The organism is Pantoea sp. At-9b (genome assembly GCF_000175935.2).
In the GTDB taxonomy this organism is placed as follows: domain Bacteria; phylum Pseudomonadota; class Gammaproteobacteria; order Enterobacterales; family Enterobacteriaceae; genus Pantoea.
The window spans coordinates 407,328-431,532 of the sequence record NC_014837.1 but is presented as its reverse complement, the minus strand read 5'-3'; the positions used below and the strand labels follow the sequence as shown (position 1 = coordinate 431,532).

General features: G+C 56.6%; 20 protein-coding genes. 9 read left to right on the top strand and 11 right to left on the bottom strand.

What is annotated here, in order from left to right:
• Positions 1-9: 9 nt before the first annotated feature.
• Together PAT9B_RS01865 and PAT9B_RS01860 are read right to left on the bottom strand one after the other, a co-directional pair.
• Positions 10-906, bottom strand: coding sequence for a LysR family transcriptional regulator (locus PAT9B_RS01865; RefSeq protein ID WP_013507555.1), 897 nt, complete (start codon positions 904-906; stop codon positions 10-12).
• Between the two features lie 106 nt (positions 907-1,012).
• Positions 1,013-1,381 carry a helix-turn-helix domain-containing protein gene (locus PAT9B_RS01860; protein ID WP_013507554.1) on the bottom strand — a complete coding sequence of 123 codons (369 nt, stop codon included), beginning with the start codon at positions 1,379-1,381 and terminating at the stop codon, positions 1,013-1,015.
• Between the two features lie 164 nt (positions 1,382-1,545).
• Here PAT9B_RS01860 and PAT9B_RS01855 point away from each other — a divergent pair, with 164 nt between their 5' ends.
• From PAT9B_RS01855 to PAT9B_RS01845, 3 genes are all read left to right on the top strand, one after another.
• Positions 1,546-2,205, top strand: a complete 660-nt coding sequence (locus tag PAT9B_RS01855; RefSeq protein ID WP_013507553.1) for a response regulator — start codon at positions 1,546-1,548, stop codon at positions 2,203-2,205.
• A complete protein-coding gene (locus PAT9B_RS01850; protein ID WP_013507552.1) occupies positions 2,202-3,557 on the top strand; it encodes a HAMP domain-containing sensor histidine kinase in 1,356 nt (451 codons plus the stop codon). Before PAT9B_RS01855 ends, PAT9B_RS01850 begins: the two co-directional genes overlap by 4 nt.
• A 339-nt stretch (positions 3,558-3,896) precedes the next feature.
• The gene (locus PAT9B_RS01845; protein ID WP_013507551.1) at positions 3,897-4,763 is read left to right on the top strand and encodes a nucleoside-specific channel-forming protein Tsx; all 867 of its coding nucleotides are present in this window, start codon (positions 3,897-3,899) and stop codon (positions 4,761-4,763) included.
• 305 nt (positions 4,764-5,068) lie between these two features.
• Here the strand turns inward: PAT9B_RS01845 and yjdN are convergent, their stop codons facing one another.
• Together yjdN and PAT9B_RS01835 are read right to left on the bottom strand one after the other, a co-directional pair.
• The gene (yjdN, locus tag PAT9B_RS01840) at positions 5,069-5,494 is read right to left on the bottom strand and encodes a VOC family metalloprotein YjdN (RefSeq protein ID WP_013507550.1); all 426 of its coding nucleotides are present in this window, start codon (positions 5,492-5,494) and stop codon (positions 5,069-5,071) included.
• Between the two features lie 78 nt (positions 5,495-5,572).
• On the bottom strand, positions 5,573-6,475 hold the full coding sequence (locus tag PAT9B_RS01835) for a LysR family transcriptional regulator (protein WP_013507549.1): 903 nt from the start codon (positions 6,473-6,475) through the stop codon (positions 5,573-5,575).
• 116 nt (positions 6,476-6,591) lie between these two features.
• Between PAT9B_RS01835 and PAT9B_RS01830 the strand changes: the two genes are divergently transcribed.
• The 4 genes from PAT9B_RS01830 to PAT9B_RS01815 all read left to right on the top strand — a co-directional run bounded on the left by PAT9B_RS01830 (position 6,592) and on the right by PAT9B_RS01815 (position 12,569).
• The gene (locus tag PAT9B_RS01830) at positions 6,592-7,905 is read left to right on the top strand and encodes an amidohydrolase (RefSeq protein ID WP_013507548.1); all 1,314 of its coding nucleotides are present in this window, start codon (positions 6,592-6,594) and stop codon (positions 7,903-7,905) included.
• A complete protein-coding gene (locus PAT9B_RS01825; RefSeq protein WP_013507547.1) occupies positions 7,902-9,347 on the top strand; it encodes a M20 family metallopeptidase in 1,446 nt (481 codons plus the stop codon). The genes PAT9B_RS01830 and PAT9B_RS01825 overlap by 4 nt, the downstream gene beginning before the upstream one ends.
• 92 nt (positions 9,348-9,439) lie before the next feature.
• Entirely contained in the window at positions 9,440-10,960 is a 1,521-nt protein-coding gene (gene abgT, locus PAT9B_RS01820; RefSeq protein WP_013507546.1) for a p-aminobenzoyl-glutamate transporter, read from the top strand.
• A gap of 199 nt (positions 10,961-11,159) precedes the next feature.
• Positions 11,160-12,569 (top strand): MFS transporter, encoded by a 1,410-nt coding sequence (locus PAT9B_RS01815; protein WP_013507545.1) that lies wholly within the window; start codon positions 11,160-11,162, stop codon positions 12,567-12,569.
• 478 nt (positions 12,570-13,047) lie between these two features.
• Here the strand turns inward: PAT9B_RS01815 and PAT9B_RS01810 are convergent, their stop codons facing one another.
• Genes PAT9B_RS01810 through PAT9B_RS01800 form a run of 3 tightly spaced genes read right to left on the bottom strand, consistent with a single transcriptional unit; the run spans position 13,048 to position 16,900 of the window.
• Positions 13,048-14,367 (bottom strand): cytochrome c, encoded by a 1,320-nt coding sequence (locus PAT9B_RS01810; RefSeq protein ID WP_013507544.1) that lies wholly within the window; start codon positions 14,365-14,367, stop codon positions 13,048-13,050.
• 11 nt (positions 14,368-14,378) lie between these two features.
• The gene (locus PAT9B_RS01805; RefSeq protein WP_013507543.1) at positions 14,379-16,163 is read right to left on the bottom strand and encodes a GMC family oxidoreductase; all 1,785 of its coding nucleotides are present in this window, start codon (positions 16,161-16,163) and stop codon (positions 14,379-14,381) included.
• 2 nt (positions 16,164-16,165) lie between these two features.
• Positions 16,166-16,900 (bottom strand): gluconate 2-dehydrogenase subunit 3 family protein, encoded by a 735-nt coding sequence (locus PAT9B_RS01800; RefSeq protein ID WP_013507542.1) that lies wholly within the window; start codon positions 16,898-16,900, stop codon positions 16,166-16,168.
• A 296-nt stretch (positions 16,901-17,196) separates the two neighbouring features.
• Between PAT9B_RS01800 and sbmA the strand changes: the two genes are divergently transcribed.
• Positions 17,197-18,438: a peptide antibiotic transporter SbmA gene (gene sbmA / locus PAT9B_RS01795; RefSeq protein ID WP_013507541.1), complete on the top strand. Its 1,242-nt coding sequence runs from the start codon at positions 17,197-17,199 to the stop codon at positions 18,436-18,438.
• Between the two features lie 42 nt (positions 18,439-18,480).
• Here the strand turns inward: sbmA and PAT9B_RS01790 are convergent, their stop codons facing one another.
• The 3 genes from PAT9B_RS01790 to PAT9B_RS01780 all read right to left on the bottom strand — a co-directional run bounded on the left by PAT9B_RS01790 (position 18,481) and on the right by PAT9B_RS01780 (position 21,407).
• Positions 18,481-19,536: a YncE family protein gene (locus PAT9B_RS01790; protein WP_013507540.1), complete on the bottom strand. Its 1,056-nt coding sequence runs from the start codon at positions 19,534-19,536 to the stop codon at positions 18,481-18,483.
• A 210-nt stretch (positions 19,537-19,746) separates the two neighbouring features.
• Positions 19,747-19,956, bottom strand: coding sequence for a DUF1471 domain-containing protein (locus PAT9B_RS01785; protein WP_013507539.1), 210 nt, complete (start codon positions 19,954-19,956; stop codon positions 19,747-19,749).
• Positions 19,957-20,219: 263 nt separating this feature from the next.
• Complete coding sequence (locus PAT9B_RS01780; RefSeq protein WP_013507538.1) at positions 20,220-21,407, bottom strand: MFS transporter; 1,188 nt, start codon at positions 21,405-21,407, stop codon at positions 20,220-20,222.
• A 103-nt stretch (positions 21,408-21,510) separates the two neighbouring features.
• Here PAT9B_RS01780 and PAT9B_RS01775 point away from each other — a divergent pair, with 103 nt between their 5' ends.
• A complete protein-coding gene (locus PAT9B_RS01775) occupies positions 21,511-22,470 on the top strand; it encodes an AraC family transcriptional regulator (protein WP_013507537.1) in 960 nt (319 codons plus the stop codon).
• Here PAT9B_RS01775 and PAT9B_RS01770 read toward each other — a convergent pair.
• A complete protein-coding gene (locus PAT9B_RS01770) occupies positions 22,467-23,999 on the bottom strand; it encodes a methyl-accepting chemotaxis protein (RefSeq protein ID WP_013507536.1) in 1,533 nt (510 codons plus the stop codon). The genes PAT9B_RS01775 and PAT9B_RS01770 overlap by 4 nt on opposite strands.
• Positions 24,000-24,205 lie beyond the last annotated feature (206 nt).

The window sequence follows — 24,205 nt, the reverse complement described above, 5'->3', positions numbered from 1 at the left end:
ATGCAACAATCAGTTCTCACCCAAGGCAGTGATCAGCGCATCGCACAACAGCGTCACCGGCGAGGAAGGTTCTGGTTGCGTTTTCAGTAACAAATAGCTGTGCAGACGGTCCATTTGCCACTCCGGCAGCACCTGCACAATCTCCTCACGAACCAACGCCTCACGGGTCATATACGCAGGCAGATAGGCAATCCCGGTCCCTGCCAGCGCGGCATTCAGCAGTGCCATGCTGTTATTGGCACGGAAGCGGCTGCGAACATCCAACGCCAGCCGCTGCTTATCACGGCGAAACGGCAGCGCAGCAGTATGCGCCGGGCCGTGAAACAGCAGCAGATCGTGGCGGGTGAGTTTTTCCGGATGATCGATAGGCGGATGGGCGGCCAGATAATCCGGGGCGGCGTATAAGCCCCAGTCGATGGTGCTCAATTCGCGATAATCAGGGGTTTCCGGCGCTCGCGCACGAATGACAATCGCCACATCCGCGTGACATGCAGGGTCTTCACTGACGCGATCGGTCAATTCAAGATCGACATTGATATGGATATGGCGGCGAATAAACCGGTTTAACGTCGGCACCACACACTGACAACCAAAGGTAACCGGTGCCTGCAAACGCACATTGCCGGTCGGCAACTGATGCACCTGCTGTACAAACGCATCGGCACGATGCATTTCATCCAGCAGACGGGTGCAAAAGGGATAATAGGCCTGACCCAGTTCCGTCAGCGCCACTTTGCGCGTGGTGCGCTGCAATAACTTGATGCCGAGACGGACTTCGAGCCGGGCGATTTCACGGCTGACATAGGATTTGGATACACCCAAGGTGCGGGCCGCTTCACTGAAACTTTGCCGTTCCACCACGCGCGCAAACAGCATCATGGCGGTGAGATTGTCGCTGTTGTCCATTGTCCATAACCGGCAGAGTAAGGGAGAACAGCAGCTTAAAAGGATTAGTGCGGAATAGCACCTGATTTCCCGCGACGACAGGACGACGGGAAATCAGGTAAGCGACTCAACTGGCCACCGCCAGCGGAAACAGCAGACGATCCGGTTCAACGCGGCGCTGACGACGCAACTGACCCGGGGTGACACGAAAATAGTTTTTAAAGGTGCGGGTATAAGCCTGCTGCGTGTCGAAGCCGTAGCTCATCGCCACCTGCAGGATCGCCTCATCACTGTTCAGTAGCGTCAACGCCGATTCCGTCAACCGGCGCTGGCGAATGTATTCGGCCAGTGAAAATCCGGTGTGCTGTCGAAACAGACGTTGCAGATGCCAGCGGGAATACCCGGAACGGCGTGCTACCTCATCCAGATGCAAATCGTGTCCTAAGTTGTCTTCTATCCAGTCCAGCAAACTACGGATAAATTGACTCTGATTCATGGCTCCTCCTGATACGACGTGATGTCCAGTGAAGCCACTTTAGCGCGTTAAATTTATCCCTTAATTAGCGGAAAATTAGCGCAGAATTAGCAAAGGGGAAAACGGGTGTAATTCTGCGCTAATTTTCCAGCGCTACACTTTGTTCATACATTGGGGAGGACATCATGCGTGTGCTGCTGGTTGAAGATGATGAAATGATTGGCGCTAACTTGCAGCAGGCGCTGGAGGCCGCAGGCTGGTCGGTGGACTGGGTACGCGATGGGGTGTTTGCCACCAATGCCTGGACCGAAGGCGGCTACAGCTGCGTGTTGCTCGACCTCGGTTTACCGCGTGAAGATGGCATCCATGTATTGCGTCGCGCCCGCAACCGTGGCGATATGACGCCGGTGCTGGTGCTCACCGCACGGGATACCGTTGCCCAACGCGTCCAGGGTCTCGACAGTGGTGCCGATGATTACCTGCTCAAACCCTTTGATCTGCAAGAGGTGCTGGCGCGAATGCGAGCGATTACCCGACGTCGTCACGGTGCGGCGGATTCCCTGTTAGGCAGCGGCGACGTGCAGCTCGATATGATGACGCGTGAAGTGCTGTACAAAGGGCAGCGCGAGCAACTTACCGCACGTGAATACGCCCTACTTTATGCGCTGCTGGAGCGTCCGGGTGCCATTCTGTCGCGCGAACAACTGGAAAACCGCATCTACGGCTGGGGCGAAGAAGTGACCAGCAATGCGGTTGATGTCTTAATTCACGGCATGCGCCGCAAGCTGGATAACGAAGTGATTCGCAACGTGCGCGGCCTGGGGTGGCGAGTCCCTGCAATATGAAACCCTTCACCTTTATGCGTTCCTTACGTAACAAACTGCTGACTACCCTGCTGGTTATGCATCTGGCGATGATCGGCGGTGTCACCTCCTATTTTTACAGCTGCTACGGCGACATGATCGGCAATATGAAAGACGATCAGCTGGCGAAGATCGCCGATGCCTGGGCCAGCAGCAAACGCATCCCCGCGCTGATGCCGTTGATGCTCAACGCCGACAAGCTCAAAAGCGCCTATGTGGTGCAGCTGTGGGATGACAATGACCAGCTACGCGCCAGTTCCTGGCCGGAGTTAAATGCGCCGCTGCAAACGAAAAAGGGCTGGAGTGACGTCAAAATCGGGGACTGTGAAGATTGCGACTGGCGCGTCTTCAATCGCCCCGGTGAACCCGGCAGTGAAATCGCTTCCATTCAGGTGCTCTACAACATCGGCTATATGAAGAGCGTGATGGTAAAACGCGCGCTATCCGCCATTATTCCGTTGATTTTAATGATGCCGCTCTCCCTGCTGGTGATCTGGCTGGTGGTACGTGCCATTACGCGCGATTTACGCGTGGCATCGCGCCAGATTGCCGCCCAGGAGACGCTGCATCCCGACAGCGTACCGCCGGATGGCCTGCCTGACGAAATCCTGCCGTTGGTCGCGGCCTATAACTCCCTGCTTGATAAACTGCGCGCCGCCTGGTCATCACAGCGACAGTTCCTCGAAGATGCCGCACATGAGTTGCGGACACCGGTCACGGCGGTGACGTTGCAACTGGAAAACCTGCGGCAGCATATTCAGCCGGGTGAGGCCAGTCGCCAGTTTGATCAGCTGGAAGCGGGTGTCACGCGTACTCGCCATCTGGTGACGCAATTGCTGAACATCTCGCGCCAGGAAGATCAGTCGGTGGTCGCCACGGTAGAAAATATTGAGCTGGAAGACCTGCTGAAGGAGAGCATTGAACAGCTGATGGTGGTGGCCGATAAGCGTGGCATCGATATCGGTTTTAACGGCACCACCCATTACCGTATCCAGGCCAGCCGCTCTGATTTACGCAGTCTGTTTGACAACCTGATCGGCAATGCCATGCTGCATACCCCTGAAGGGAGTCTGGTGGATGTGCTACTGCATCGCGTCGGCAACCACACCGTGGTGGATATTGTTGATAACGGGCCGGGTATGCCGGAAGGCTTTATTGAACGCGCGTTTGACCGCTTTACCCGTTCGCCCGATGTACAGGCGCAGGGCAGTGGACTCGGATTGTCCATTGTCCGTAGCGTGGCGCAAAAAAACCGTATCCAGGTTGCGCTGTCAAACTGCCTGAATCCGCAGGGTAAAATTTGCGGTTTGCAGGTACGTGTCACCCTCCCTTAATGCCTGATCCTCATCCATAACGGCGCGCTGCCTCGCGCCGTTATGCTATTTGCCCATTCTGAACGTTCTGCGACAAACGCGACAACGTAAACGGTTGCGGGGTTCCGTTCGATTCATGACATTTATGTGACATAACTCACATTTTTGGTGAATGGAATTGCAACACTTTTTGACAAACGTGATCAAAATCTATTTTCTATCGGACTGTTACAGGCACCCTACGCGAGCTTTAAAAACCGGCGGCTCAGACCGGCTTAAAACAATTCACCGCCCACCCCTGGGATCGACTGACACCGATCGCGCATTTTTGCGGCGATCACGAGCATGTGGTTAACGATAATGAAATATAAAGCATTGATAGCAGGGGCCTTACTGGCCAGCAGCTGGACCGGCGCAACGCAAGCAGCAGACAGCAACCCGCAATACCTCTCCGACTGGTGGCACCAGAGCGTCAACGTCGTCGGCAGCTACCACACCCGTTTCGGACCACAGTTTAATAACGATGTGTATCTGGAATACGAAGCCTTTGCCAAAAAGGACTGGTTTGATTTCTACGGCTACGCCGATCTGACCAACTTCTTCGGTTTGGGCAACAGCAACGCTAACGGCATTTTCGACCACGGTTCGCCGCTGTTCATGGAAATTGAGCCGCGTTTCTCCATCGATAAGCTGACCGGCACCAGCCTGGCATTCGGTCCGTTTAAAGAGTGGTATTTTGCCAACAACTACATCTACGACATGGGTCGCAACGCGTCGCAGCGCCAGAACACCTGGTACATGGGTCTGGGCACCGATATCGACACCCATTCTGATGTTGGCCTGTCACTGAACGTGTACGCCAAATACCAGTGGCAGAACTACGGTGCGGCGAACGAAAACAGCTGGGATGGTTATCGCTTCAAAGTGAAATACTTTGTGCCAATTACCGAACTGTGGGGCGGTAAGCTGAGCTATATCGGCTTCACCAACTTTGACTGGGGTTCCGATCTGCGTGACGAAACCGGTCCGTCCCGTACCAGCAACTCGATCGCGTCCAGCCACATTCTGTCGCTGAACTACGACCACTGGCACGTTTCTACCGTGGCGCGTTATTTCCACAACGGTGGACAATGGGCGGATGGCCAGGAGCTGAACTTTGGCAACGGTCCGTTTGAAGTGAAATCAACCGGCTGGGGTTACTACCTGGTTGTGGGTTACAACTTCTGACCTAACCCTCACCCCGGCCCTCTCCCGCAAGCGGGAGAGGGAGGTAGTGCAACATGCTCGATCTGCTCTCTCTCCCGCTTGCGGGAGAGAGATAGCACACCATACTCGATCTGTTCCCTCTCCCGCTTGCGGGAGAGAGATAGCACACCATACTCGGTCTGTTCCCTCTCCCGCTTGCGGGAGAGAGATAGCACACCATGCTCGATCTGTTCCCTCTCCCGCTTGCGGGAGAGAGATAGCACACCATGCTCGATCTGTTCCCTCTCCCGCTTGCGGGAGAGGGTTAGGGTGAGGGTAAATTGCAGTCATATCCGTGGCTTATACGCATTCACCATCCACGGCACACCGAATTTATCGGTGAACATACCAAAACCATTTGCCCAGAACGTCGGCTCCCAGCTTTTCGTCACCTGACCACCGGCAGATAACGCCTCAAACCAACGTTTACCCTGTGCTTCATCCGGCGTGGAGAGACTCACCGCGAAGCCGCTGTAATGCGCCTCACGATTACCGTCACTCAACATAATTTCGCCCTGCCCGATGCGCAGATGTGCGTGCATGATATGTTCCGGCGGAAAGGTCATTCCAGACGGGCAACCGTCGGTAGATTCCATTTCCGGCATATCGCCAAAGGTCATTTTAAACAGCAACTCGCCGTCAGCCGCCTCAAGGTAGAATGCAATAGCCTCTTCGCAGCGCCCGTCATAAAACAAATAAGGTGTAATTTGCATGGTCTGTTCTCCACAGTGAACGCCCGATGCCAAGTGTAGTGGCTACCTGCAAAACAGGACGCGAGCCAGGCCGCACTCTTACCTTTGTTGACAATAGCGGCGAAACAGCTGCGCCATATAGGCACTCATCGGCGTCAGCGCCGTGTCTTTACGCTGAATCAGGTAAAAATTCGCCTTGGGCAACGGATCATCCAGCTCCAGCGCCACCAACTGGCCGCCATGAGTCGGGTCTTCAATCACATCACGCGAGATAATGCTGACGAAATCGGTCTTTGCCACCAGGCTGGTGCAGGCCATAAAGGTTTCGCAGGTGACGACGATTTTGGGTGCCATCCCGCGCTCACCGAACATATCGTGCAGCAGCCGATAATAGCTGCCCTGTGGCGTTGGCATGGTCCAGTCGCAGTGCTGCAACTCCGCCAGCGAGCGCGCATGGGCCATCGGATGCCCCTTGCGCACCACCACCTGATAATCACGCTCCATCAGTCGTTCGTAGGTCAGTTCCTGATCGAGATGGCTTTGGTCGTAAGTATTAATGGTGAAATCCAGCTCTCCCTGACGTAACTCGTGCACCATCGCCACCAGCTGACCTTCAACAATACGGACTTTCACCAGCGGATATTCGCGGTGAAAATGATTGATCACCTGCGGCATCACGGTACGCGCGATGCTGCCACCCACGCCAATATTCACCCTGCCACCCGCCAGTCCCAGCCGTTGCTGGATATCCTCCTGCGCCACGCGCAGTTCTTCCAGCACCAGACTGGCATGGCGAAAAAAGTTATCACCGATATCGGTCAGGGTAACGCCCTGATGGCGGCGTTCAAATAAACGCGCCCCCAGTACCAATTCCAGTTCCTGAATCGATTTAGTCAGCGCAGGCTGTGATACGCCTGACAGACGGCTGGCCGCGCGGATACTGCCCTGACGAGCTACGTCCACAAAGGCGCGGAGCTGATGCAATTTTAAGTTAGCAGGCATAGTAACTCAGTGATAACCGTTGTTTATCAGGCACAAGATATTCGCATCTTATGCGCGCCAATACCATTGTGTAGATTCGGGATAATGCATAAAAAACCAACATGAAGGATATGCCGATGAAAACCCTTTCCGACCGCGTCAGTGCGCTGGTGCCGCAAATGCAAAGCTGGCGACGCGACCTGCATCAGTTTGCCGAGTCGGGCTGGCTGGAATTTCGCACCGCCACCCTGGTTGCCGAGGAGTTGCACCGTCTGGGTTATCAGTTGCAGCTGGGCCGTGACGTGGTGGATGCCGATGCACGCATGGGGCTACCGGCACCCGCGGTACTGGCGGCACAGGAAGCCCGCGCGCTGGAGCAAGGGGCGTTGCCACAGTGGCTCAGCCACTTCTCGGGCGGCTTCTGTGGCATTGTTGCCACCCTGGCAACCGGTCGTCCAGGTCCGGTGATGGGCTTTCGTGTCGATATGGATGCGCTCGACCTCAATGAAAGCACCGCCGCCGATCACCTGCCGCAACGTGAAGGCTTTGCCTCCTGTAATGCAGGCATGATGCATGCCTGCGGTCATGACGGCCACACCACTATCGGTCTCGGCCTCGCGCATGTGCTGATGGCGATGAAAGACCAGTTAAGCGGCACCATCAAACTGATTTTCCAGCCCGCTGAAGAAGGGGTGCGCGGTGCAAAAGCCATGGTTGCTGCGGGCGTGGTGGATGATGTGGATCTGTTTACCGCCATCCATCTCGGCACCGGTGTGCCTGCTGGCGAAATCGTTTGCGGCAGTGACAGCTTCCTCGCCACCACCAAACTCGACGTGCAATTCACCGGGGTCGGTGCCCATGCCGGTGGCCGCCCGGAAGAGGGACGCAACGCCTTGCTGGCTGCGGCTCAGGCCACGCTGGCGCTGCATAATCTGCCGCAACATAGCGGCGGCGTGGCACGCGTTAACGTCGGCGTGTTGCAGGCCGGGACTGGCCGCAACGTGGTGGCAGATACTGCACTGATGAAGGTGGAGACACGCGGCGTCAGCAACCAGGTGAACGACGATATCTATCAGCAGGCGCTGCGCGTGATTGCCGGTGCGGCCGCGATGTACGGTGTTGAATCCGAGGTCAAACTGATGGGTGGCGCACGTAGCTGCACGCCAAGTCAGCCGTGGGTGGCATTTATCCACCAGCAGGCGGAAGCGCTGGGGCTGTTCAACTCAGTGATCGACACCAAAAAACAGGCGGCCGGTTCCGAAGATGCCACTTATATGCTGGAGCGCGTACAGCAGCGCGGCGGTCAGGCATCCTACGTGATTTTCGGTTGCGAGCTGGCAGCAGGCCACCACAACGCGAAGTTCGATTTCGATGAAGGCATCATGGCGGTGGCGGTGCAAACCCTCGCCACCCTGGCGCTGCATCAGGCGCAATTCGGAGTCCAGTCATGAGCCACCACGACTTTATCGACCACTACATTAACCAGCATCAGGCACGTTTCAGTGCCATCAGCGACGCTATCTGGGATGTGCCAGAAACCCGCTTCGAAGAGACGCAATCCTCAGCGTTACTGGCCGATGCGCTGGAACAGGAAGGCTTCAGCGTAGCGCGCGGCGTAGGCGGCATCGAAACGGCCTTTATCGCCAACATCGGCAGCGGTAAGCCGGTGATCGCCATTCTGGGCGAGTTCGATGCGCTGGCAGGGCTGAGCCAGAAAGCGGCCTGCCCTGAGCCGCAGCCGTTGGTGGAAAACGGTAACGGCCACGGTTGCGGTCACAACCTGCTGGGTACGGCGGGGATGGCTGCCGCCTTCGCCATCAAAGCCTTTTGGGCCGAACACGGCCTGCGTGGCACGCTGCGTTTTTACGGTTGTCCCGGTGAAGAAGGCGGTTCCGGCAAAACCTATATGGTTCGCGAAGGGTTGTTTGACGATGTTGATGCCGCGGTGACCTGGCACCCGGAAGGTTTCAGCGGCATGTTTAACCTCAGCACCCTTGCCAATATTCAGGCCGCATTTCACTTCAAAGGGGTGGCGGCACACGCGGCCAACTCGCCGCATCTGGGACGCAGCGCCCTCGACGCGGTGACGCTGATGAACACCGGTGCGAACTTTCTGCGTGAACATATCGTGCAGGAAGCGCGCGTGCATTATGCCGTCACCAACACCGGCGGTGTATCACCCAACGTGGTGCAAGCCGACGCCGAAGTGTTGTACCTGATTCGCGCGCCACAGCTCGACCAGGCGCAGGATATTTATCAGCGGGTGATCAATATCGCCAAAGGCGCTGCGCTGATGACCGACACACAAATGACGGTGCGCTTCGATAAAGCCTGCTCCAACTACGTCCCCAACCGCGCGCTGGAAGCGGTGATGGAGGGCTACCTGCATCAGTTTGGCCTGCCGGATTACAACGACGAAGAGCGCGCTTTTGCTGCGCAAATTCGTGCCACCTTAACCAAAGACGATCTGCGCAATGCGCGGCTCAACGCGGCACGCACCGGCGGTGAAGCCGGGATTGCCTGGAGCGAGGCGCTGGGTGACAAAGTGCTGATGGATGAGGTCGCACCCTATGCGGTAACACGCGAGCTGCTGTATGGCTCCACCGACGTCGGTGATGTGAGTTGGGTCACGCCCACCGCGCAGTGCTTCACCCCCTGCTTTGCCTTCGGTACACCGCTGCATACCTGGCAACTGGTAGCGCAGGGCCGCACCGCGATCGCTCATAAAGGCATGTGCCTGGCGGCAAAAGTACTGGCCGCTACGGCACTGACTTTACTGAGCGATGATGCCGCTCTGGCACGCTGCCGTGACGAGTTTATCCGCGTGCGCAGTGAACAGCCCTATCAATGCCCGATTCCGCCCGGTGTAACACCGTCGAAGCTGGCATCCTGATAATAAACCCGCGCCCATGCAGGCGCGGGACGCAGTACCTAAAAAAATAATAGTTTGACGCAAATACAACATAACGAGACGAGGAAATGCCGATGGAAGCCACCACGGAGAATCGCAGCCCAGGGAAGCTGTTTAGCTGGATTGAGCGGGTCGGTAACAAAGTACCGAACCCCTTTTTACTTTTTGTCTATTTGATTGTGGTGCTGATGGTGGCGACCGCCATCATCAGTGGTTTCGATCTGGCGGTGAAAAATCCGACCAACGGTGAGTTGGTGCGGGTTAACAACTTGCTGAGCGTGGCCGGATTGCAGTGGATTCTGCCCAATATCATCAAGAACTTCAGTAGCTTTACCCCGCTGGGATCAATTCTGGCGCTGGTGATTGGTGCCGGTCTGGCGGAAAAGGTCGGCCTGCTGCAATCGCTGATGGTGAAGATGGCGTCACGCGTCAGCCGTCGCTATGCCAGCTATATGGTGTTGTTTATCGCCTTCTTCAGCCATATCTCTTCCGATGCTGCGCTGGTGGTGATGCCGCCGCTCGGGGCGCTGATCTTCCTCGCCGTGGGTCGTCATCCGGTAGCGGGCCTGCTGGCGGCGATTGCCGGTGTGGCGTCCGGCTTTACCGCAAACCTGCTGATTGTCACCACTGATGTGCTGCTCTCAGGTATCAGCACCGAGGCAGCCAAAGCGGTGAGCGATACGGTGCATGTTAGCGTGATCGATAACTGGTTCTTTATGGCCTCATCGGTGGTGGTGCTGACCATTGCCGGGGCAGTGCTGACCGACAAGTTTATCGAACCGCGCCTGCCCGCATGGAATGGCGGCCATCAGGACCGTCTGCCGCCACTGACCGCGCTGGAAAATCGTGGCCTGAGAGCCGCAGGCATCGCCGCGCTGGTGTTTATCGCCCTGATGGCGCTACTGGTGGTGCCGGAACACGCGCCGCTGCGTAACCCGAAAACGGGCGGCATTATCCCGTCGCCGTTTATTCAGGGCATTGTGCCGATCATCATCCTGTTCTTCTTCGTGGTGGCGATTGCCTATGGTGCGGTGACCAAACAGATCCGCCGCCCGGATGATATTCCGCAGCTGCTGGTTGATCCGATGAAGAGTATGGCGGGCTTTATTGTGATGGTGTTCCCGCTGTCGCAGTTCGTCGCCTTCTTCAACTGGAGCAACATGGGCAAGTTTATGGCGATTGGCCTGACGGATATGCTGGAGAGCGCGGGCATCAGCGGCGCACCGGCCTTTCTCGGCCTGATGTTCCTGTCGGCGTTTCTGTGTATGTTTATCGCCAGCGGTTCCGCCATCTGGTCGATTCTCGCCCCGGTGTTTGTGCCGATGTTTATGCTACTCGGCTTCCACCCGGCTTTTGCCCAGATGATTTTCCGTATTGCTGACTCGGCGGTGCTGCCGCTGGCCCCGATGTCACCGTTCCTGCCCCTGTTCCTCGGTTTCCTCCAGCGCTATCAGAAAGATGCACAACTTGGCACCTATTATGTGCTGATCTTCCCCTATCCGTTGGTGTTCTTCGCCACCTGGATTGTGTTACTGGTGGTCTGGTACGCACTCGGTTTACCGATCGGTCCGGGAGTCTATCCCAGCCTGCATTAAGCGCATCGCCAGGGACGGCGATCACACTTACGCGAATTGCAACGTGCGTTGCTAAAATCTCACCGCCTCACCTCTCGGCAACCTGTGCGTAATTGATTATTCTGCTATTCCTTCGCTTGCTAACGGTTAATTATTTTTAAAACCAATCTCCGCCGTTCGCGAGTTTTGTCAACACCGTCATACCGAGGTTCACACAAAAATGACAACAGCCTGCACGACAGGGATGGCTGGCGATTTAATCGCTGCGGATCGCCGCACCTTAGCCGGACGCATTGATGCGCTCCCCTCTTCCGCTGGCCTGTGGCGCTTTATTACGCTGCTGGCGCTCGGGGGGTTCTTTGAACTCTACGATCTGTTTGAAACCGGCTACATCAGCTCCGGACTACTGGCGGCGGGCGTGTTCCACACCGGCAGTGCTGGCGTATTCGGTATTGCCGATCAGGCCGCCTTTGCCTCGGCCACCTTCCTTGGCCTGTTTGTCGGTGCCAGCCTGCTCGCGCCCTACGCTGACCGCTTTGGCCGCCGCCTGACCTTTATGTGTGCATTGGCGTGGTACGGCGCGTTTTCGCTGCTGATGGCATTCCAGCAGAGCGCCGAGATGATTATTCTGTGCCGCTTTCTGGTGGGGATTGGCCTCGGCATTGAACTGGTGACTATTGATACCTACCTCTCCGAATGGGTGCCCAGCCATCTGCGAAGCCGCGCCTTTGCCTTTTCGTTTTTTATCCAGTTTCTTTCGGTTCCAGCCGTGGCGTTGATGTCGTGGTGGCTGGTGCCGCAAACCATTCTCGGCCTGGAAGGCTGGCGCTGGGTGGTGATTGCTGGCGCGCTCTGCTCGCTGGTGATCTGGTTTATTCGTAAAAACTTGCCGGAATCGGCGCGCTGGCTGGCGCAGCAGGGACGGCATCAGGAAGCGCATCGCGTGCTGAGCGCGATGGAACAACGCTGCGGCATTGCGCCGGGCGAAGATTTTTCCGCCAGCGATGCCGCAGCACAGCTGCCGAAGAAAGGTCGTTTCAGTGAGATTTGGGCACCGGCATATCGCCAGCGTACCCTGATGCTGGTGGTGATGAATTTCTTCCAGGCGATTGGTTTCTTTGGTTTTGGCAACTGGCTGCCAGCGCTGCTGTCTGGTAAAGGGGCCACGGTGACGCACAGCCTGCTGTATGCGTTTTTCATCACCCTGGCTTATCCGCTCGGGTCGCTGATTTGCAGCCGCTACGCCGATAAGATCGAGAACAAGTGGCAAATCGTTCTGTCGTCGCTGATGACGGTGGTGTTCGGCACGCTGTTTGCCTTTATGACCAACCCGGTGCTGATGATTATTTGTGGCTTTCTGATCACTTACAGCAACGCCTGGTTGACCTTCAGCTACCACGCCTATCAGACCGAGATTTTCCCGACGCACATTCGTGCGCGTGCGGTGGGTTTTTGCTACTCCTTCAGCCGTCTGTCAACGGCGTTCAGTAGCATTCTGATTGGCCTGATTTTGCAATACGCCGGTAGCGAAGGGGTGATTGCCTTTATCGTGCTGAGTATGTTGATGGTGATGCTGTCGGTGGGGATTTACGGTCCGAAGACGCGTGGGATTGATTTGGAGAATATTTAATCGCTGGCAGCGGTTTAGCTCTGAGAAAGTTCCGCCCGCTGGCTATGAGAAGGTTCCGCCCGCCAGGCATTAGGGAGTTTCAGCACCGCCGTGCAGGCGGACGGGCAAAGGTCCGAGGGCGCGGACCTTTGCAATCCGCGCCTTGCGGCGTCCTCGCGCAGCGCATAGCGCTGTCCCCTCGCTTATCACTCAGGCCATACGGACCGCGCGGATTCGCCATCCATGGCTCATTCCGCTCTCTCGCCGCATGGATGCGGCGAAAGGCGGCGTTGAGCAGGAGCGAATCGCCGCCGGTCCGTCGGCAGTTGTAGCGGCGCGATTTATCGCGCAAAAAACACCGCGTAGCGGCGAGGGAGGCTGGCGCGAGGCCCGGGATTGCAAAGGGTGCGGCCAGGCACCCTTTGCTCGGTCGCCGCACCGGCGAGCTGAAACTGCCACTGCTCGTGGCGAACGAAACCCGCTCAGTGCGAACGAAATGCTACTGCTGCTCCAGCACCTTAATATCCGCATTACCCTGATGGGCCTGCACAGCCTCATCCTTACGTAATGACGCCACATCCTTCGCCGTCACCGTGGCTTTGGCACCATTCCCCCAGCTACCGCGAATAAAGTTCACCACATCCGCCACCTGCTGGTCGTTGAGACGCCAGCCAAACGCCGGCATGGTGATCGCCGTTGGTGCACCCTGCACGCCAGGCAGCGTACCGCCGGTCAGCACGATATGGATCAACGAAGTCGGATCGTCCGCCAGCACCACCGGGTTGCCACGCAGCGCCGGGAAGAAGCGTTGATAACCGCTACCGTCGGTTTTATGGCAGGCCGCACAACTGTCGACGTACACCGACGCGCCCGGCTGGCTGTCATCTCCTTTCCACAACGCCTGTGCAACGTTGTCATCCTGCTTAAACACCGTCTGGTTGGCATCTTTCGCCCCCAGCGACTTCAGGTAACGGGCAATCGCTGCAATATCCTCATCGCTCAGGTATTGCAGGCTGTGCTCCACCACATCGGTCATGCCACCAAAAGCGGCGGTATGATCGTTGCGGCCATAGCGCAGGAACTGACGCAGATCATCCTCGCTCCAGCGGCCTAAACCATCACGGTTATCGCCACGCAGGTTGCTGGCCGTCCAGCCATCAATCGGGGCACTGCTGCCAGACAGATAATCATGCGCCTCATCGTTACTCAGCGCCTTCTCCTGCATGGTGATACTACGCGGCGTATGGCAGGCACCACAGTGGCCCAGCCCTTCCACCAGATAGCGACCACGCGCCAGCTGCGGATCTTCCTGCGCAGCAGGCTGGAACGCCTTCACATCCGGCGCAAACATGCCACGCCAGATGGCCAGCGGCCAACGCATCGACAGCGGCCACGGAATGTCGCTGTCTTTATTGGCCTGCGCCACCGGCGCAACGCCGTGCATAAAGTACGCGTACAGCGCCTGCATATCCTCATCGCTCACCACCGCGTAAGAGGGATACGGCATCGCCGGATACAGCGTGTCACCGTTTTTCGCGACACCATGACGTACCGCCTTCTGGAAATCGTCGTAGCTGTAGTCGCCAATCCCGGTAGTTTTATCCGGGGTGATATTGGTGGAATAAATGGTGCCAATCGGGGTTGCCATCGGCAGGCCACCGGCAAAAGGCTGACCGCCTTTCACGCTGTGGCAGGCCACGCAGTCCCCGGCGCGCGCCAGATATTCACCCCGTTTTACCAGGGCATCATTTGCCTGATCGTCCGCCAGCGCGGCGAACGACAGCGTGCCCAGCACCAGGGCAAAAATGTTTTTGAACATCAATGAATTCCTTATGCCTGCACCAGTGGACCGGGGTTTTTCAGATACTGTTCACGGATGGCTTTGGCTGACCAATAGGTCAATGCCGCCACCATGCCGGTTGGGTTGTAGCCCAGTCCCTGCGGGAACGCAGACGCGCCCGGTACAAAGACGTTCGGCACATCCCAGCTCTGCAAATAACGGTTCACTGCGCTGGTTTTCGGATCTTCACCCATGATCGCGCCGCCGCTCATATGCGTGGTCTGATACACGGTGGTATCAAAGTGGCTACCTGGCCCTTTCGCGCCGCCGATGATCATCTTCGGATTCATCGCTTCGGTGATTTTGCGCATCTTGCCGATCATAAACTGCGCCATCTTGATGTCGTTGTCCTGCCAGTCAAAGGTCATACGCAGCAGCGGCTGGCCGTAAGCATCTTTGTAGTTAGGATCGAGATCGAGATAGTTGGCGCGATACGACTGGTGCGCCCCGTGGGCATCCATCGAGATGTGATGGTTGTAGGTATCTGCCACCGCCGCTTTCCATTTGCTGCCCCAGTTGGGCGTGCCTTGTGGCGTCGGCAGGCCGGAAATCGGTTTGGTGCCCGCCTGGTTAACCCAGAACGGCGAACCGCCAACGAAACCATACGGACCGTGGTCGAAGTTGTCGGCGTTGAAATCATCCACCGCCACCCCAGCGCCACCGGCACCGATAAACGGGTTGGTGGTGGTGTTTTTATCGAACAGCGCTTTCAGGGTCGAGATGTTCTGATAGGCAAAGTTACGCCCTACCGTGCCTTCGTTGGTGATCGGGTTGTACGGCTGGCCGATCCCGGACAGCAGCATCAGATGCACGTTGTGGAACTGGAACGCCGACAGGATCACCAAATCCGCTGGCTGCACCACTTCACGTCCCTGACCATCAAGGTAGGTCACGCCGGTGGCGCGCTTTTTGTCATCGGTCAGATTGACGCGCAGCACGTATGAATTGTTGCGCAGTTCAAACTTCGGCTCCTGACGCAGCGCAGGCAGAATGTTCACATTCGGCGAAGCTTTGGAATACATGTAACAAGCATAGCCACTGCAATAACCGCAGAAGTTACACGGCCCCATCTGCGCACCGTAGGTGTTGGTATACGGACCAGAGGTGTTGGCCGACGGCATATCATAAGGGTGATAGCCTACCGCTTCAGCCGCCTGAGCAAACAGCTGCGCGGAGTAAGTGCGCTTCTGGGCCGGTAACGGGAAATCACTGGAACGATCGGGCGCGTAAGGGTTGCCGCCCTTCTCTTTGCCCACCAGCTTGCCTTTGATGGTCCAGGCGCTGCCAGAGGTGCCAAACACTTTCTCGGCCTGATCGAAGAACGGTTCCAGCTCGTTATAGCTGACACCGAAGTCCTGAATCGTCATACCTTCCGGGATAAATTTTTTGCCGTAACGCGCTTCGTAATGGCTACGCAGGTTCAGCTCGACCGGGTCGACACGGAAATGCACGCCGGACCAGTGCAGACCCGCGCCGCCGGTGCCAGTGCCCGGCAGGAACGCCGCCAGCTGGCGATACGGCACCGCCGTTTGCGAGGCATCGTGACGGATGGTAACGGTGCTTTTCGACAGATCCTGGAACAGCTTTTTACGGATGTTATACGTCAGTTCATCAATGGATTGCGGATACGCACCATCCGGGTAGGTATCGCGATGTGGACCACGCTCCAGCGCTACCACGTTCAGCCCGGCTTCGGTCAGCTCTTTCGCCATGATCGCCCCGGCCCAGCCGAAACCAACCACCACCGCATCCACTTTCTTCAGTTCATTTGCCACGGTTACGCCCTCTCCCCGCGAATATCTACCGACGGGAACGGATAGCGTTCACCGCGCTCCACCCAATCCATATAGTCAGCACGTGCACCGGGGAAGCCGATCAGCTTCCAGCCCACCATGCCCTGATTACCACCGTGGATCGGATCGCTGAAGTAACCCTCACGGGTGTTCTGCAACAGGAAGGAGAAGAAGGTTTTAGCCGGCAGCTGCGTAAACGCCGCTTTACCGCTTTCGAAATCGCCCAGCAGCGCATCCTGCTGCTCGCCACTCAGCTCAGCAAACACCTTGCCGTGCTGCTGTTTGCTCCAGTTATCCGCTTCCGCCAGACCGAGACGGTAGATCTGCTGCGGCACCAAAGATAGCTGATAGCCCAGCTCTTTCGGCAGATCGGGATTGAACGGTCCCTGCATGTACCAGTTGCTGCCGGTGGCATACGGGGTGTTCATCTGACGATCGATAAACTCCGGTACCCCCGCTTCCAGGGCACCAGGACCACGTTCATCGTTGGGGATCAGCCGCGCCACTGCGGCGGTAATCAACGCAAACTCTTCTGCGGTGAACCAGGTGGGCTGATAATCGCGCGCTTTTTGCGGCGCACCAGGTTGCTCTGCTGCACCGGCAGCCATCGGCGCAACCAATGCGCCCATCGCTGTCGAGCCGACTGCCATTGCTGGCGCCAGGGTGATGGTTCTCAGCAGAAAATCCCTGCGCGTGTGACCATTTTTGTGTTCTGACATGACATTGCCTCAGTGCCGCATATAATGTGGCATGAAAGGTTAACTAATTGCGTTGTAATGATTTTTATGTGCGGGCTTAAGGATACAGCGCCACCGTTACCGGTAACATTGCAGCGCAGTGTAACACCGATGCTGACAAAGATTTAGCGGAAGGAAACAAATTCGCACAAATTAATTAACATTTTGCGCAGCTGCTTTACACCGCCAGCGCGACATTGTCATTGTCTGATACAACAGCCTACAGACAGTTAAGTCCCCAAAACGGTATAAAGGGATCTGATCACAGCGGAGTGTCTATGTTTAAGTCCTATTTTCCCCGGCCAGCGCTGTTTTTCAGCTCGGCTGCCATCTGGAGTTTACTGGCGATTTTTGCCTGGTTTGGCTTTGCCAGCGATTTACCCTCAATGTGGCCTGGTATCGCCGCAGCCATGAGTAAACCGTTGCCCGATAACGCGCTGCGCTTTATCGCTGCCAGCCAACTGTGGTTTTATGCCTGGTACTGGCTGGCGGCGGGGCTGTTTGCCCTTGCCTGGCGCATTATCGATAACCATCCGTGGCAGCGCTGGTCAGTGCTGGGTTCGGCGCTGATTATCTTTGTCACCTGGTTTGGTGTGCAGGTCGGCGTAGCGGTGAATGCCTGGTACGGCCCGTTCTACGATCTGATACAGAAAGCGTTAACCAAAGCAGGATCGGTGCAGATCGGTGAATTTTACCAGCAAGTTATCGCCTTTTTGGGCATTGCGCTGATCGCCGTGGTGATTGGCGTGATGAATTCATTCTTTATCAGCCACTGGGTGTTCCGCTGGCGTACCGCGATGAACAACTACTACATGCACAACTGGCAGCGTTTGCGTCATGTAGAAGGTGCCGCACAGCGTGTGCAGGAAGATACCATGCGCTTCGCCAGTACGCTGGAAGATTGGGGGGTGAGTTTTATTCAGGCGATCATGACGCTGATTGCCTTCCTGCCGGTGCTGATCACCCTGTCACATCATGTGAAAGATATTCCGCTGCTGGGCAATATTCCGTATGCGTTGGTGATCGCCGCCGTGTTGTGGTCGGTTTTCGGCACGGGTCTGCTGGCGCTGGTAGGGATTAAGCTGCCGGGGCTGGAGTTCCGTAATCAGCGGGTAGAAGCCGCCTATCGTAAAGAGCTGGTTTACGGTGAAGATGACGGCACACGTGCCTCACCACCTACCGTGACCGAGCTGTTTGGCCGCGTGCGCTTTAACTATTTCCGCCTCTACTTCCACTACCTGTACTTCAACATCACCCGCATTCTCTACTTACAGGTAGATAATGTGTTCGGGCTGTTTTTGCTGTTTCCGTCGATCGTCGCAGGCACCATCACGCTTGGCCTGCTCAACCAGATCACTAACGTGTTTGACCAGGTACGCTCGTCTTTCCAGTATCTGATCACCTCGTGGTCAACGCTGGTGGAGCTGATGTCGATCTACAAACGTCTGCGCAGTTTTGAGCAGATTTTGCAGGATATCCCGCACGAAGAGATGATGCGCGAAGCGGCGGAGTCTGAATAACATCCGTAGCGGCGCGATAAATCGCGCCGCTACGGGTTCTGATTACAATGCGATACGCAGCACGCTATCCGGATTTTTCGGTGGCTCTTTACGGGAACCCGGCTGCTTGATGCTGACAAACAGCGTTTTGCCATCCGCAGAGAGCGCCAGGCTGTTCGGCAGGCCTGGTGCTTTCACGGTGCGTTTCACTTTGTAGTTGCTGGCGTCGATGATGCTGATTTCGCCAGCTTTACGATGCGTCACATACAGTTCGTTACGGTCGGCGTTAAACAGCACCGCCAGCGATTCCGGTACATCGATCTTGTGGATGACCTGCTGAGTGCGGGTATCCAGCACCAGCACCTGCGGCTGTTTGGCGTCGCTGAGGAAGGCGCGATGGCCTTTGGTATCCAGCGCGATATTCAGGAAGAAGTGATCCTTCTCTGCATCAACTTTCTGGCGTTTTTCAATCGCATTCAGACGAGTATTGATGGTGACCAGTTCACCGTCACCGTTGGTGACATAGAGTTTTTGCGCCGCGGAATCCAGGGCCAGACCGGTACCCATTTTACCGGTGTTCGGCACCGTGCTGATCAGCTGCAAGGTTTTGCCATCCACCACCCACACCACGCTTTGCGGACCCAGCCCGGTGATATACACGCGGTCGGTTGCGGCATCGGCCACCAACTCACGCGGTTGCAGCGGGCGTACATCTTCACTGCGTTTACGCGCGTCCAGCACCAGCGTATTCAGCACCTTGCCATTGCTGGCATCAATCGCTGTCACCGCCGCATTCACGGTGTTACCGATATACAGGGTATTGGTTTTGGTATTGATGGTGGCACCGAAGGCTTTCAGATCGGTATCGATGGTCTGCTTCACCGCCAGATTCTGCGGGTCGAGACGATAGACAGTGCCGCCTTTTTCATTGGTGGCATTTTGTGACGTGGCGAGGAACAGCGCGTTATCGCTGTTGCTGAACGCCAGTTCATAGGCACCTTTAGAAATCGGCTGATTCAGCTCCTGAGCATCAGCTGCCAGAGCAGCAGAGCCAGAGAACAGAGCCGTTGCCAGAAACAGTGGACGCAGCACCCACTGCACAGTTTTATTCGCTTTCATGACTTCTCCATAGCAAAACCACCGCCTCACGGCAGTGAATGAAAGCCCGACATTGCAACCAGATAGTTAAAAGCAGCCCGAGGCAGGCCGACGAAGGATATTAGTTTTTGCGAATAGTAATCATTTGCGAAGAAAAGTGACAGGACTTTATCTGCTTAAACGCGGACAGGGCGCCCGGAGGCGCCCTGTCAGCACAGATTGTTAACCGACTTATTTGGTCAGTTCAGCGGTCATGTGCACGCCGTTGTTGAAGTTAGCTTCAGTCACTTTATATGAAGCACCAGCTTCATGCGCCTGAGCAGCGATTTTCGCTTCAGCACCGTCCAGCGTAGAAGCGGTCGCTGTCACGCTCTGAGCAAAGCTGGCAAACGGCAGAACTGAAAGGGCAACAACAGCAGCAAAAGTTTTGATAGATTTCATGGTCAATTCCTCGGTCAATGTTTGATTTGGTAAGGCGTCATCGCCTTGTTGAGATACATAGTAGGCCGAAAATTGATCAACAAACAGCGGAGAGATTTGCAGGTATCATTCAAATAAATTGAATGTAAAAGGCACAATATGGTTAGCTTTCACGCAGAGTGTTAATAATCTGCTTTTTAGTTAAAAGGCAGGATTTATCGCTGTGATAGTTATCCTGCGTTAAAGGGTCGGCATGGATGCCGACCCTGTTACTCACCGCGACATCAGCCGTGATGGCGCACGCGGGTAAAAATGGTAATCGCCGCCAGCAGCATCAACACCCCGCTGGAGAGGAACACGCCACCCGCGCCCTGCAAATCAAACATCCAGCCACCGGCAGCGGCACCGACGGTAATCGCCAGTTGGATGGTAGCGACCAGCAGACCACCACCTGACTCCGCATCATCCGGTACGGCACGCGAAATCCAGGTGGACCAGCCGGTCGGCATCGAACCGAACGCCAGCCCCCACAGCGCCACACCTGCCCCCACCAGCCAGGAGACGCCACCAAAGCTCACCAGCATCAGCGCGGTGACACTCATCACCAGCGCCATACCACTCAGCGTCAAGGATACGCTGCGCGTCACCAGATAACCCGCCAGCGAGGTGCCAAAAAAGTTCGCCACGCCAAACGCCAGCAGCACCAGCGACAGTTGGTTAACGTTAAGCTGCGCTGCGCTTTCGAGAAACGGACGCAGATAGGTAAAGAAGGCGAAGTGGCCGGTAAACATCATGATCACCGCCAGCATGCCCCAACGCATCACACTACGCCGCAACAGATCGAGTACACCACCGTTGCGCGCTTTGTTCTCCGGCGGCATGGCTGGCAGGGTAAAGAACTGCCAGAACAACGCCAGCACCCCTAACGCCCCGGTCAGCAGGAAGATATTGCGCCAGCCAATCAACCCACCCAGATAGCTGCCCAACGGGGCCGCAATAATGGTTGCCAGCGAAATCCCACTAAATACAATCGACAACGCGCGCGGCACCTGTTCGCTCGGTACCAGTCGCATGGTGATAGCAGTCGATAACGTCCAGAAGCCACCGATGGCCATCCCCAGCAGCACACGCGCCAGCAGGATCATGGTCAGGTCCTCGGCAAATGCCACCAGCAACGCTGAAGCAATCAGCAGCAAGGTAAACGCCAGCATCACCATCCGACGATCGAGGCGACGGGTAATATTGCCAATCACCAGGCTGGTCAGTAACGCCACCAGTGCAGTGACCGTCACCGTTTGTCCGGCCTGCCCTTCACTGACCTGCAATGAATCGGCAATTGGCGTCAGCAGGCTTACCGGCAAGAACTCAGCGGTAATCAGGCCGAATACGCCGAAAGCCATGGCAAACACCGCACCCCATGCGGGTTTCTCCACGGGCAAACTCTGTTCGACGACATCACTATTCAGGCTCATCTGCGATCCCCATCACAAAAAATTAAAGTGTGAGCATAGTGAGCAACAGCAAGACGATCTATGATACAAAAACTTTGTTTTTTGATAATTCGTCTGGAATCGTATGAGCCGCTATGAAGATCTGACCAGCGAACTGCTGATGGGCATGCGCCTGTATGGCGTCAAATACCAGCGTATCGCCCTGAATGCCCCGTTTGGCCTGCGTTATGACGACGCGCCGGGTCGGGCGCAGCTGCATTTTGTCGGGCGCGGATCGCTGTTGATCCGTTCCGCCTCCGGGACGATCTATCCCCTCCAGGCGGGTGATGCATTGTTGATCCCCCATGGCCGAGCGCATGCGTTGATCTCCAGCGAAGAGGTGCATTGCGAACCCATCAGCACGTTTAATAGCAAACCGATCTGCGCCAGCGTGTGCGCCATCGACGGCACTGAAGGCGACTGCGTCGATAACACTGATGTGGTGCTGTTTAGCGCCTGCATGGCGTTTGAGTTGGGCGGTATGCAGCCGCTGGTCCACACCATGCCCGACGTGATGCTGGTCAGCACACTGCTGGCGCAATACCCGGAAATCCAGCCCATTCTTGATGCCATGGAACGGGAAACGCGCCAGCGCCAGGCGGGCTTTGCCGGGATTCTGTCACGGCTGGCGGATGTGGTGGCGGCACAAATTGTCCGTGGCTGGGTCGAGAATGGCTGTGGCAAAGGCAGTGGCTTGGTGCAGGCGCTGCGCGATCCGCGTCTCAGCCTGGCGATGGCCGCGATGCATCGTGCGCCGGGGGAAAACTGGACTGTCGAACGGCTGGCGCGTGAATCCGGTAGTTCGCGATCGGTGTTTGCCGCGCGCTTTCAGTCGGCCACCGGCATGACGCCGCTGCGTTACCTCACCGAACTGCGCATGCGGCTGGCGGTGCAGCGCATCGTCAACGAGGGCGAGGCGATGGAGAGCGTCGCTTTTCATCTCGGTTACGGCTCGCTGGCAGCCTTCAGTCGGGCGTTTAAACGTATTGTCGGGCAACCGCCAGGCGCATTGCGCGCCCGACGGGAAATGCTGTCCGATGTCTAACGAAATACGCTGATCGCTTCCACCAGACGGTTGGCCTGACGCGCCATGCGTCCCGAGGCTTCCGCCCCCTCCTGCACCCGCGCCGCATTCTGATGGGTAATATCGTCAAGATCTTCTACCGCCCCGCTCACTTCACTCAGCGCAGTGGATTGCTCAGCGGTGGCGGCACTGATTTGCGCGATAAGCGTGGTGACATTCTGCACTTGTTCGACTATTTCCTGCATAGTGCGACCGGCAGCATCAGCGTGCTCGCTACCCGACTGCACCCGGCTGGCACTGGTTTCCACCAGGTTTTTAATTTCGCTGGCGGCGGTGGCGCTACGCTGCGCCAGGTTACGTACCTCACCAGCGACCACGGCAAATCCTTTCCCCTGCTCACCCGCGCGTGCTGCTTCAACGGCGGCATTCAGCGCGAGAATATTGGTCTGGAAGGCAATGCTATCAATCACACTGGTGATATTGGCGATACGCTTCGAGCTGTCGGCGATTTCAGCCATCATCCCCACCATCTCCTGCACCACCTGGCCGCCTTTCACCGCCGACTGGCTGGTGTTGACGGAAAGGTGATTCACTTCGCTGGCCGTCTCGGTGTTACTTTTTACCGTCGCGGTCATTTCGTTCATGGTCGCCGCAGTTTGCTGCACGTTAGCCGCAGCCTGTTCAGTACGGCGGCTCAGTTCATCATTGCTGCGGGCAATGGCGTCGCTGGCGCTCAGCACGTTAATCGCCTGGCCGCTGACATCATCAACCAGCCAGCGAAACATCAACCCAAGCTGGCCGATGGCGCGTAGCGTGACACCGATCTCATCCACCCGGTCCATCTGTTCAACTTTATGACTGGCCCCGGTTGCCACACTTAATGCCTGACGGCACATGCGTTCAATCGGGCGTGAAATCTGCTGTTCCAGCCATAAACTGGTCAGCAGCAGCAACACCGCCATACCCGCACTGAAGCAGCCGATGCCCAGCGGTGCCATCCCCAGCAGCCAGACGCTCAGTATCGACAATGGCAGCAGCGCCGCCAGCGTGGAACGAATACGCCAGCGCAGCGGCAGCGTTTTTCGCACCGCACTGAGACGGCTAACAATCAAACCTTTGTGGAAGCGCCGCCCCTTGGCTCGTCCTTCGCGAAATTCGCGATACAGTGCTTCGGTCTGACGGATCTCCTCGGGTGTCGGTTTGGTGCGTACCGACATATAACCCTGCACCTGCCCCTCACGTACCACCGGAATGGCATTGGCACGCACCCAGTAATGATCGCCATTTTTGCGGCGGTTTTTCACCAGCGCCGTCCAGGGTTCCCCCTGTTTTAAGGTTGCCCACATATCCGCAAAAGCTTCCTGCGGCATATCCGGGTGGCGCACCATATTATGTGGCTGCCCATTGACCTCTTCCGGGCTGAATCCGCTGACTTCAATGAAAGCGTCATTCGCGTAGGTGATATAGCTGTTGAGGTCGGTGGTGGACATCAATGTGGCATGATCGTCAAAGACGTATTCGCGCTGTGTGATGGGCTGGTTATTACGCATGAGTCAGTCCTTGCAAGGCCCGCAGAGGGAGAAAAATTGATAACGCTTTTTTATCTTTTCGGCAGGCAAAGGACCTGACTTTAGCGCGCCTTTATAATTTTGAGATCCGACACGATAAGGTATGGGCGGGGTTGGCGGCTTTATTGATCGTGAGATATCGATAAAAATTTATTTAGAGTAAACAAAATCAATGTTTTACCCGTGCA

What these genes read in the sequence shown, in the direction of transcription:
- yjdN (WP_013507550.1), bottom strand. Translation starts at nt 5,494, where the DNA reads ATGCAAATTACACCTTATTTGTTTTATGACGGGCGCTGCGAAGAGGCT.
- PAT9B_RS01780 (WP_013507538.1), bottom strand. Translation starts at nt 21,407, where the DNA reads ATGAGCCTGAATAGTGATGTCGTCGAACAGAGTTTGCCCGTGGAGAAA.
- PAT9B_RS01790 (WP_013507540.1), bottom strand. Translation starts at nt 19,536, where the DNA reads ATGAAAGCGAATAAAACTGTGCAGTGGGTGCTGCGTCCACTGTTTCTG.
- PAT9B_RS01860 (WP_013507554.1), bottom strand. Translation starts at nt 1,381, where the DNA reads ATGAATCAGAGTCAATTTATCCGTAGTTTGCTGGACTGGATAGAAGAC.
- PAT9B_RS01825 (WP_013507547.1), top strand. Translation starts at nt 7,902, where the DNA reads ATGAGCCACCACGACTTTATCGACCACTACATTAACCAGCATCAGGCA.
- PAT9B_RS01770 (WP_013507536.1), bottom strand. Translation starts at nt 23,999, where the DNA reads ATGCGTAATAACCAGCCCATCACACAGCGCGAATACGTCTTTGACGAT.
- PAT9B_RS01785 (WP_013507539.1), bottom strand. Translation starts at nt 19,956, where the DNA reads ATGAAATCTATCAAAACTTTTGCTGCTGTTGTTGCCCTTTCAGTTCTG.
- sbmA (WP_013507541.1), top strand. Translation starts at nt 17,197, where the DNA reads ATGTTTAAGTCCTATTTTCCCCGGCCAGCGCTGTTTTTCAGCTCGGCT.
- PAT9B_RS01810 (WP_013507544.1), bottom strand. Translation starts at nt 14,367, where the DNA reads ATGTTCAAAAACATTTTTGCCCTGGTGCTGGGCACGCTGTCGTTCGCC.
- PAT9B_RS01775 (WP_013507537.1), top strand. Translation starts at nt 21,511, where the DNA reads ATGAGCCGCTATGAAGATCTGACCAGCGAACTGCTGATGGGCATGCGC.
- PAT9B_RS01835 (WP_013507549.1), bottom strand. Translation starts at nt 6,475, where the DNA reads ATGCCTGCTAACTTAAAATTGCATCAGCTCCGCGCCTTTGTGGACGTA.
- PAT9B_RS01815 (WP_013507545.1), top strand. Translation starts at nt 11,160, where the DNA reads ATGACAACAGCCTGCACGACAGGGATGGCTGGCGATTTAATCGCTGCG.
- PAT9B_RS01865 (WP_013507555.1), bottom strand. Translation starts at nt 906, where the DNA reads ATGGACAACAGCGACAATCTCACCGCCATGATGCTGTTTGCGCGCGTG.
- PAT9B_RS01855 (WP_013507553.1), top strand. Translation starts at nt 1,546, where the DNA reads ATGCGTGTGCTGCTGGTTGAAGATGATGAAATGATTGGCGCTAACTTG.
- PAT9B_RS01845 (WP_013507551.1), top strand. Translation starts at nt 3,897, where the DNA reads ATGAAATATAAAGCATTGATAGCAGGGGCCTTACTGGCCAGCAGCTGG.
- PAT9B_RS01830 (WP_013507548.1), top strand. Translation starts at nt 6,592, where the DNA reads ATGAAAACCCTTTCCGACCGCGTCAGTGCGCTGGTGCCGCAAATGCAA.
- PAT9B_RS01850 (WP_013507552.1), top strand. Translation starts at nt 2,202, where the DNA reads ATGAAACCCTTCACCTTTATGCGTTCCTTACGTAACAAACTGCTGACT.
- PAT9B_RS01800 (WP_013507542.1), bottom strand. Translation starts at nt 16,900, where the DNA reads ATGTCAGAACACAAAAATGGTCACACGCGCAGGGATTTTCTGCTGAGA.
- abgT (WP_013507546.1), top strand. Translation starts at nt 9,440, where the DNA reads ATGGAAGCCACCACGGAGAATCGCAGCCCAGGGAAGCTGTTTAGCTGG.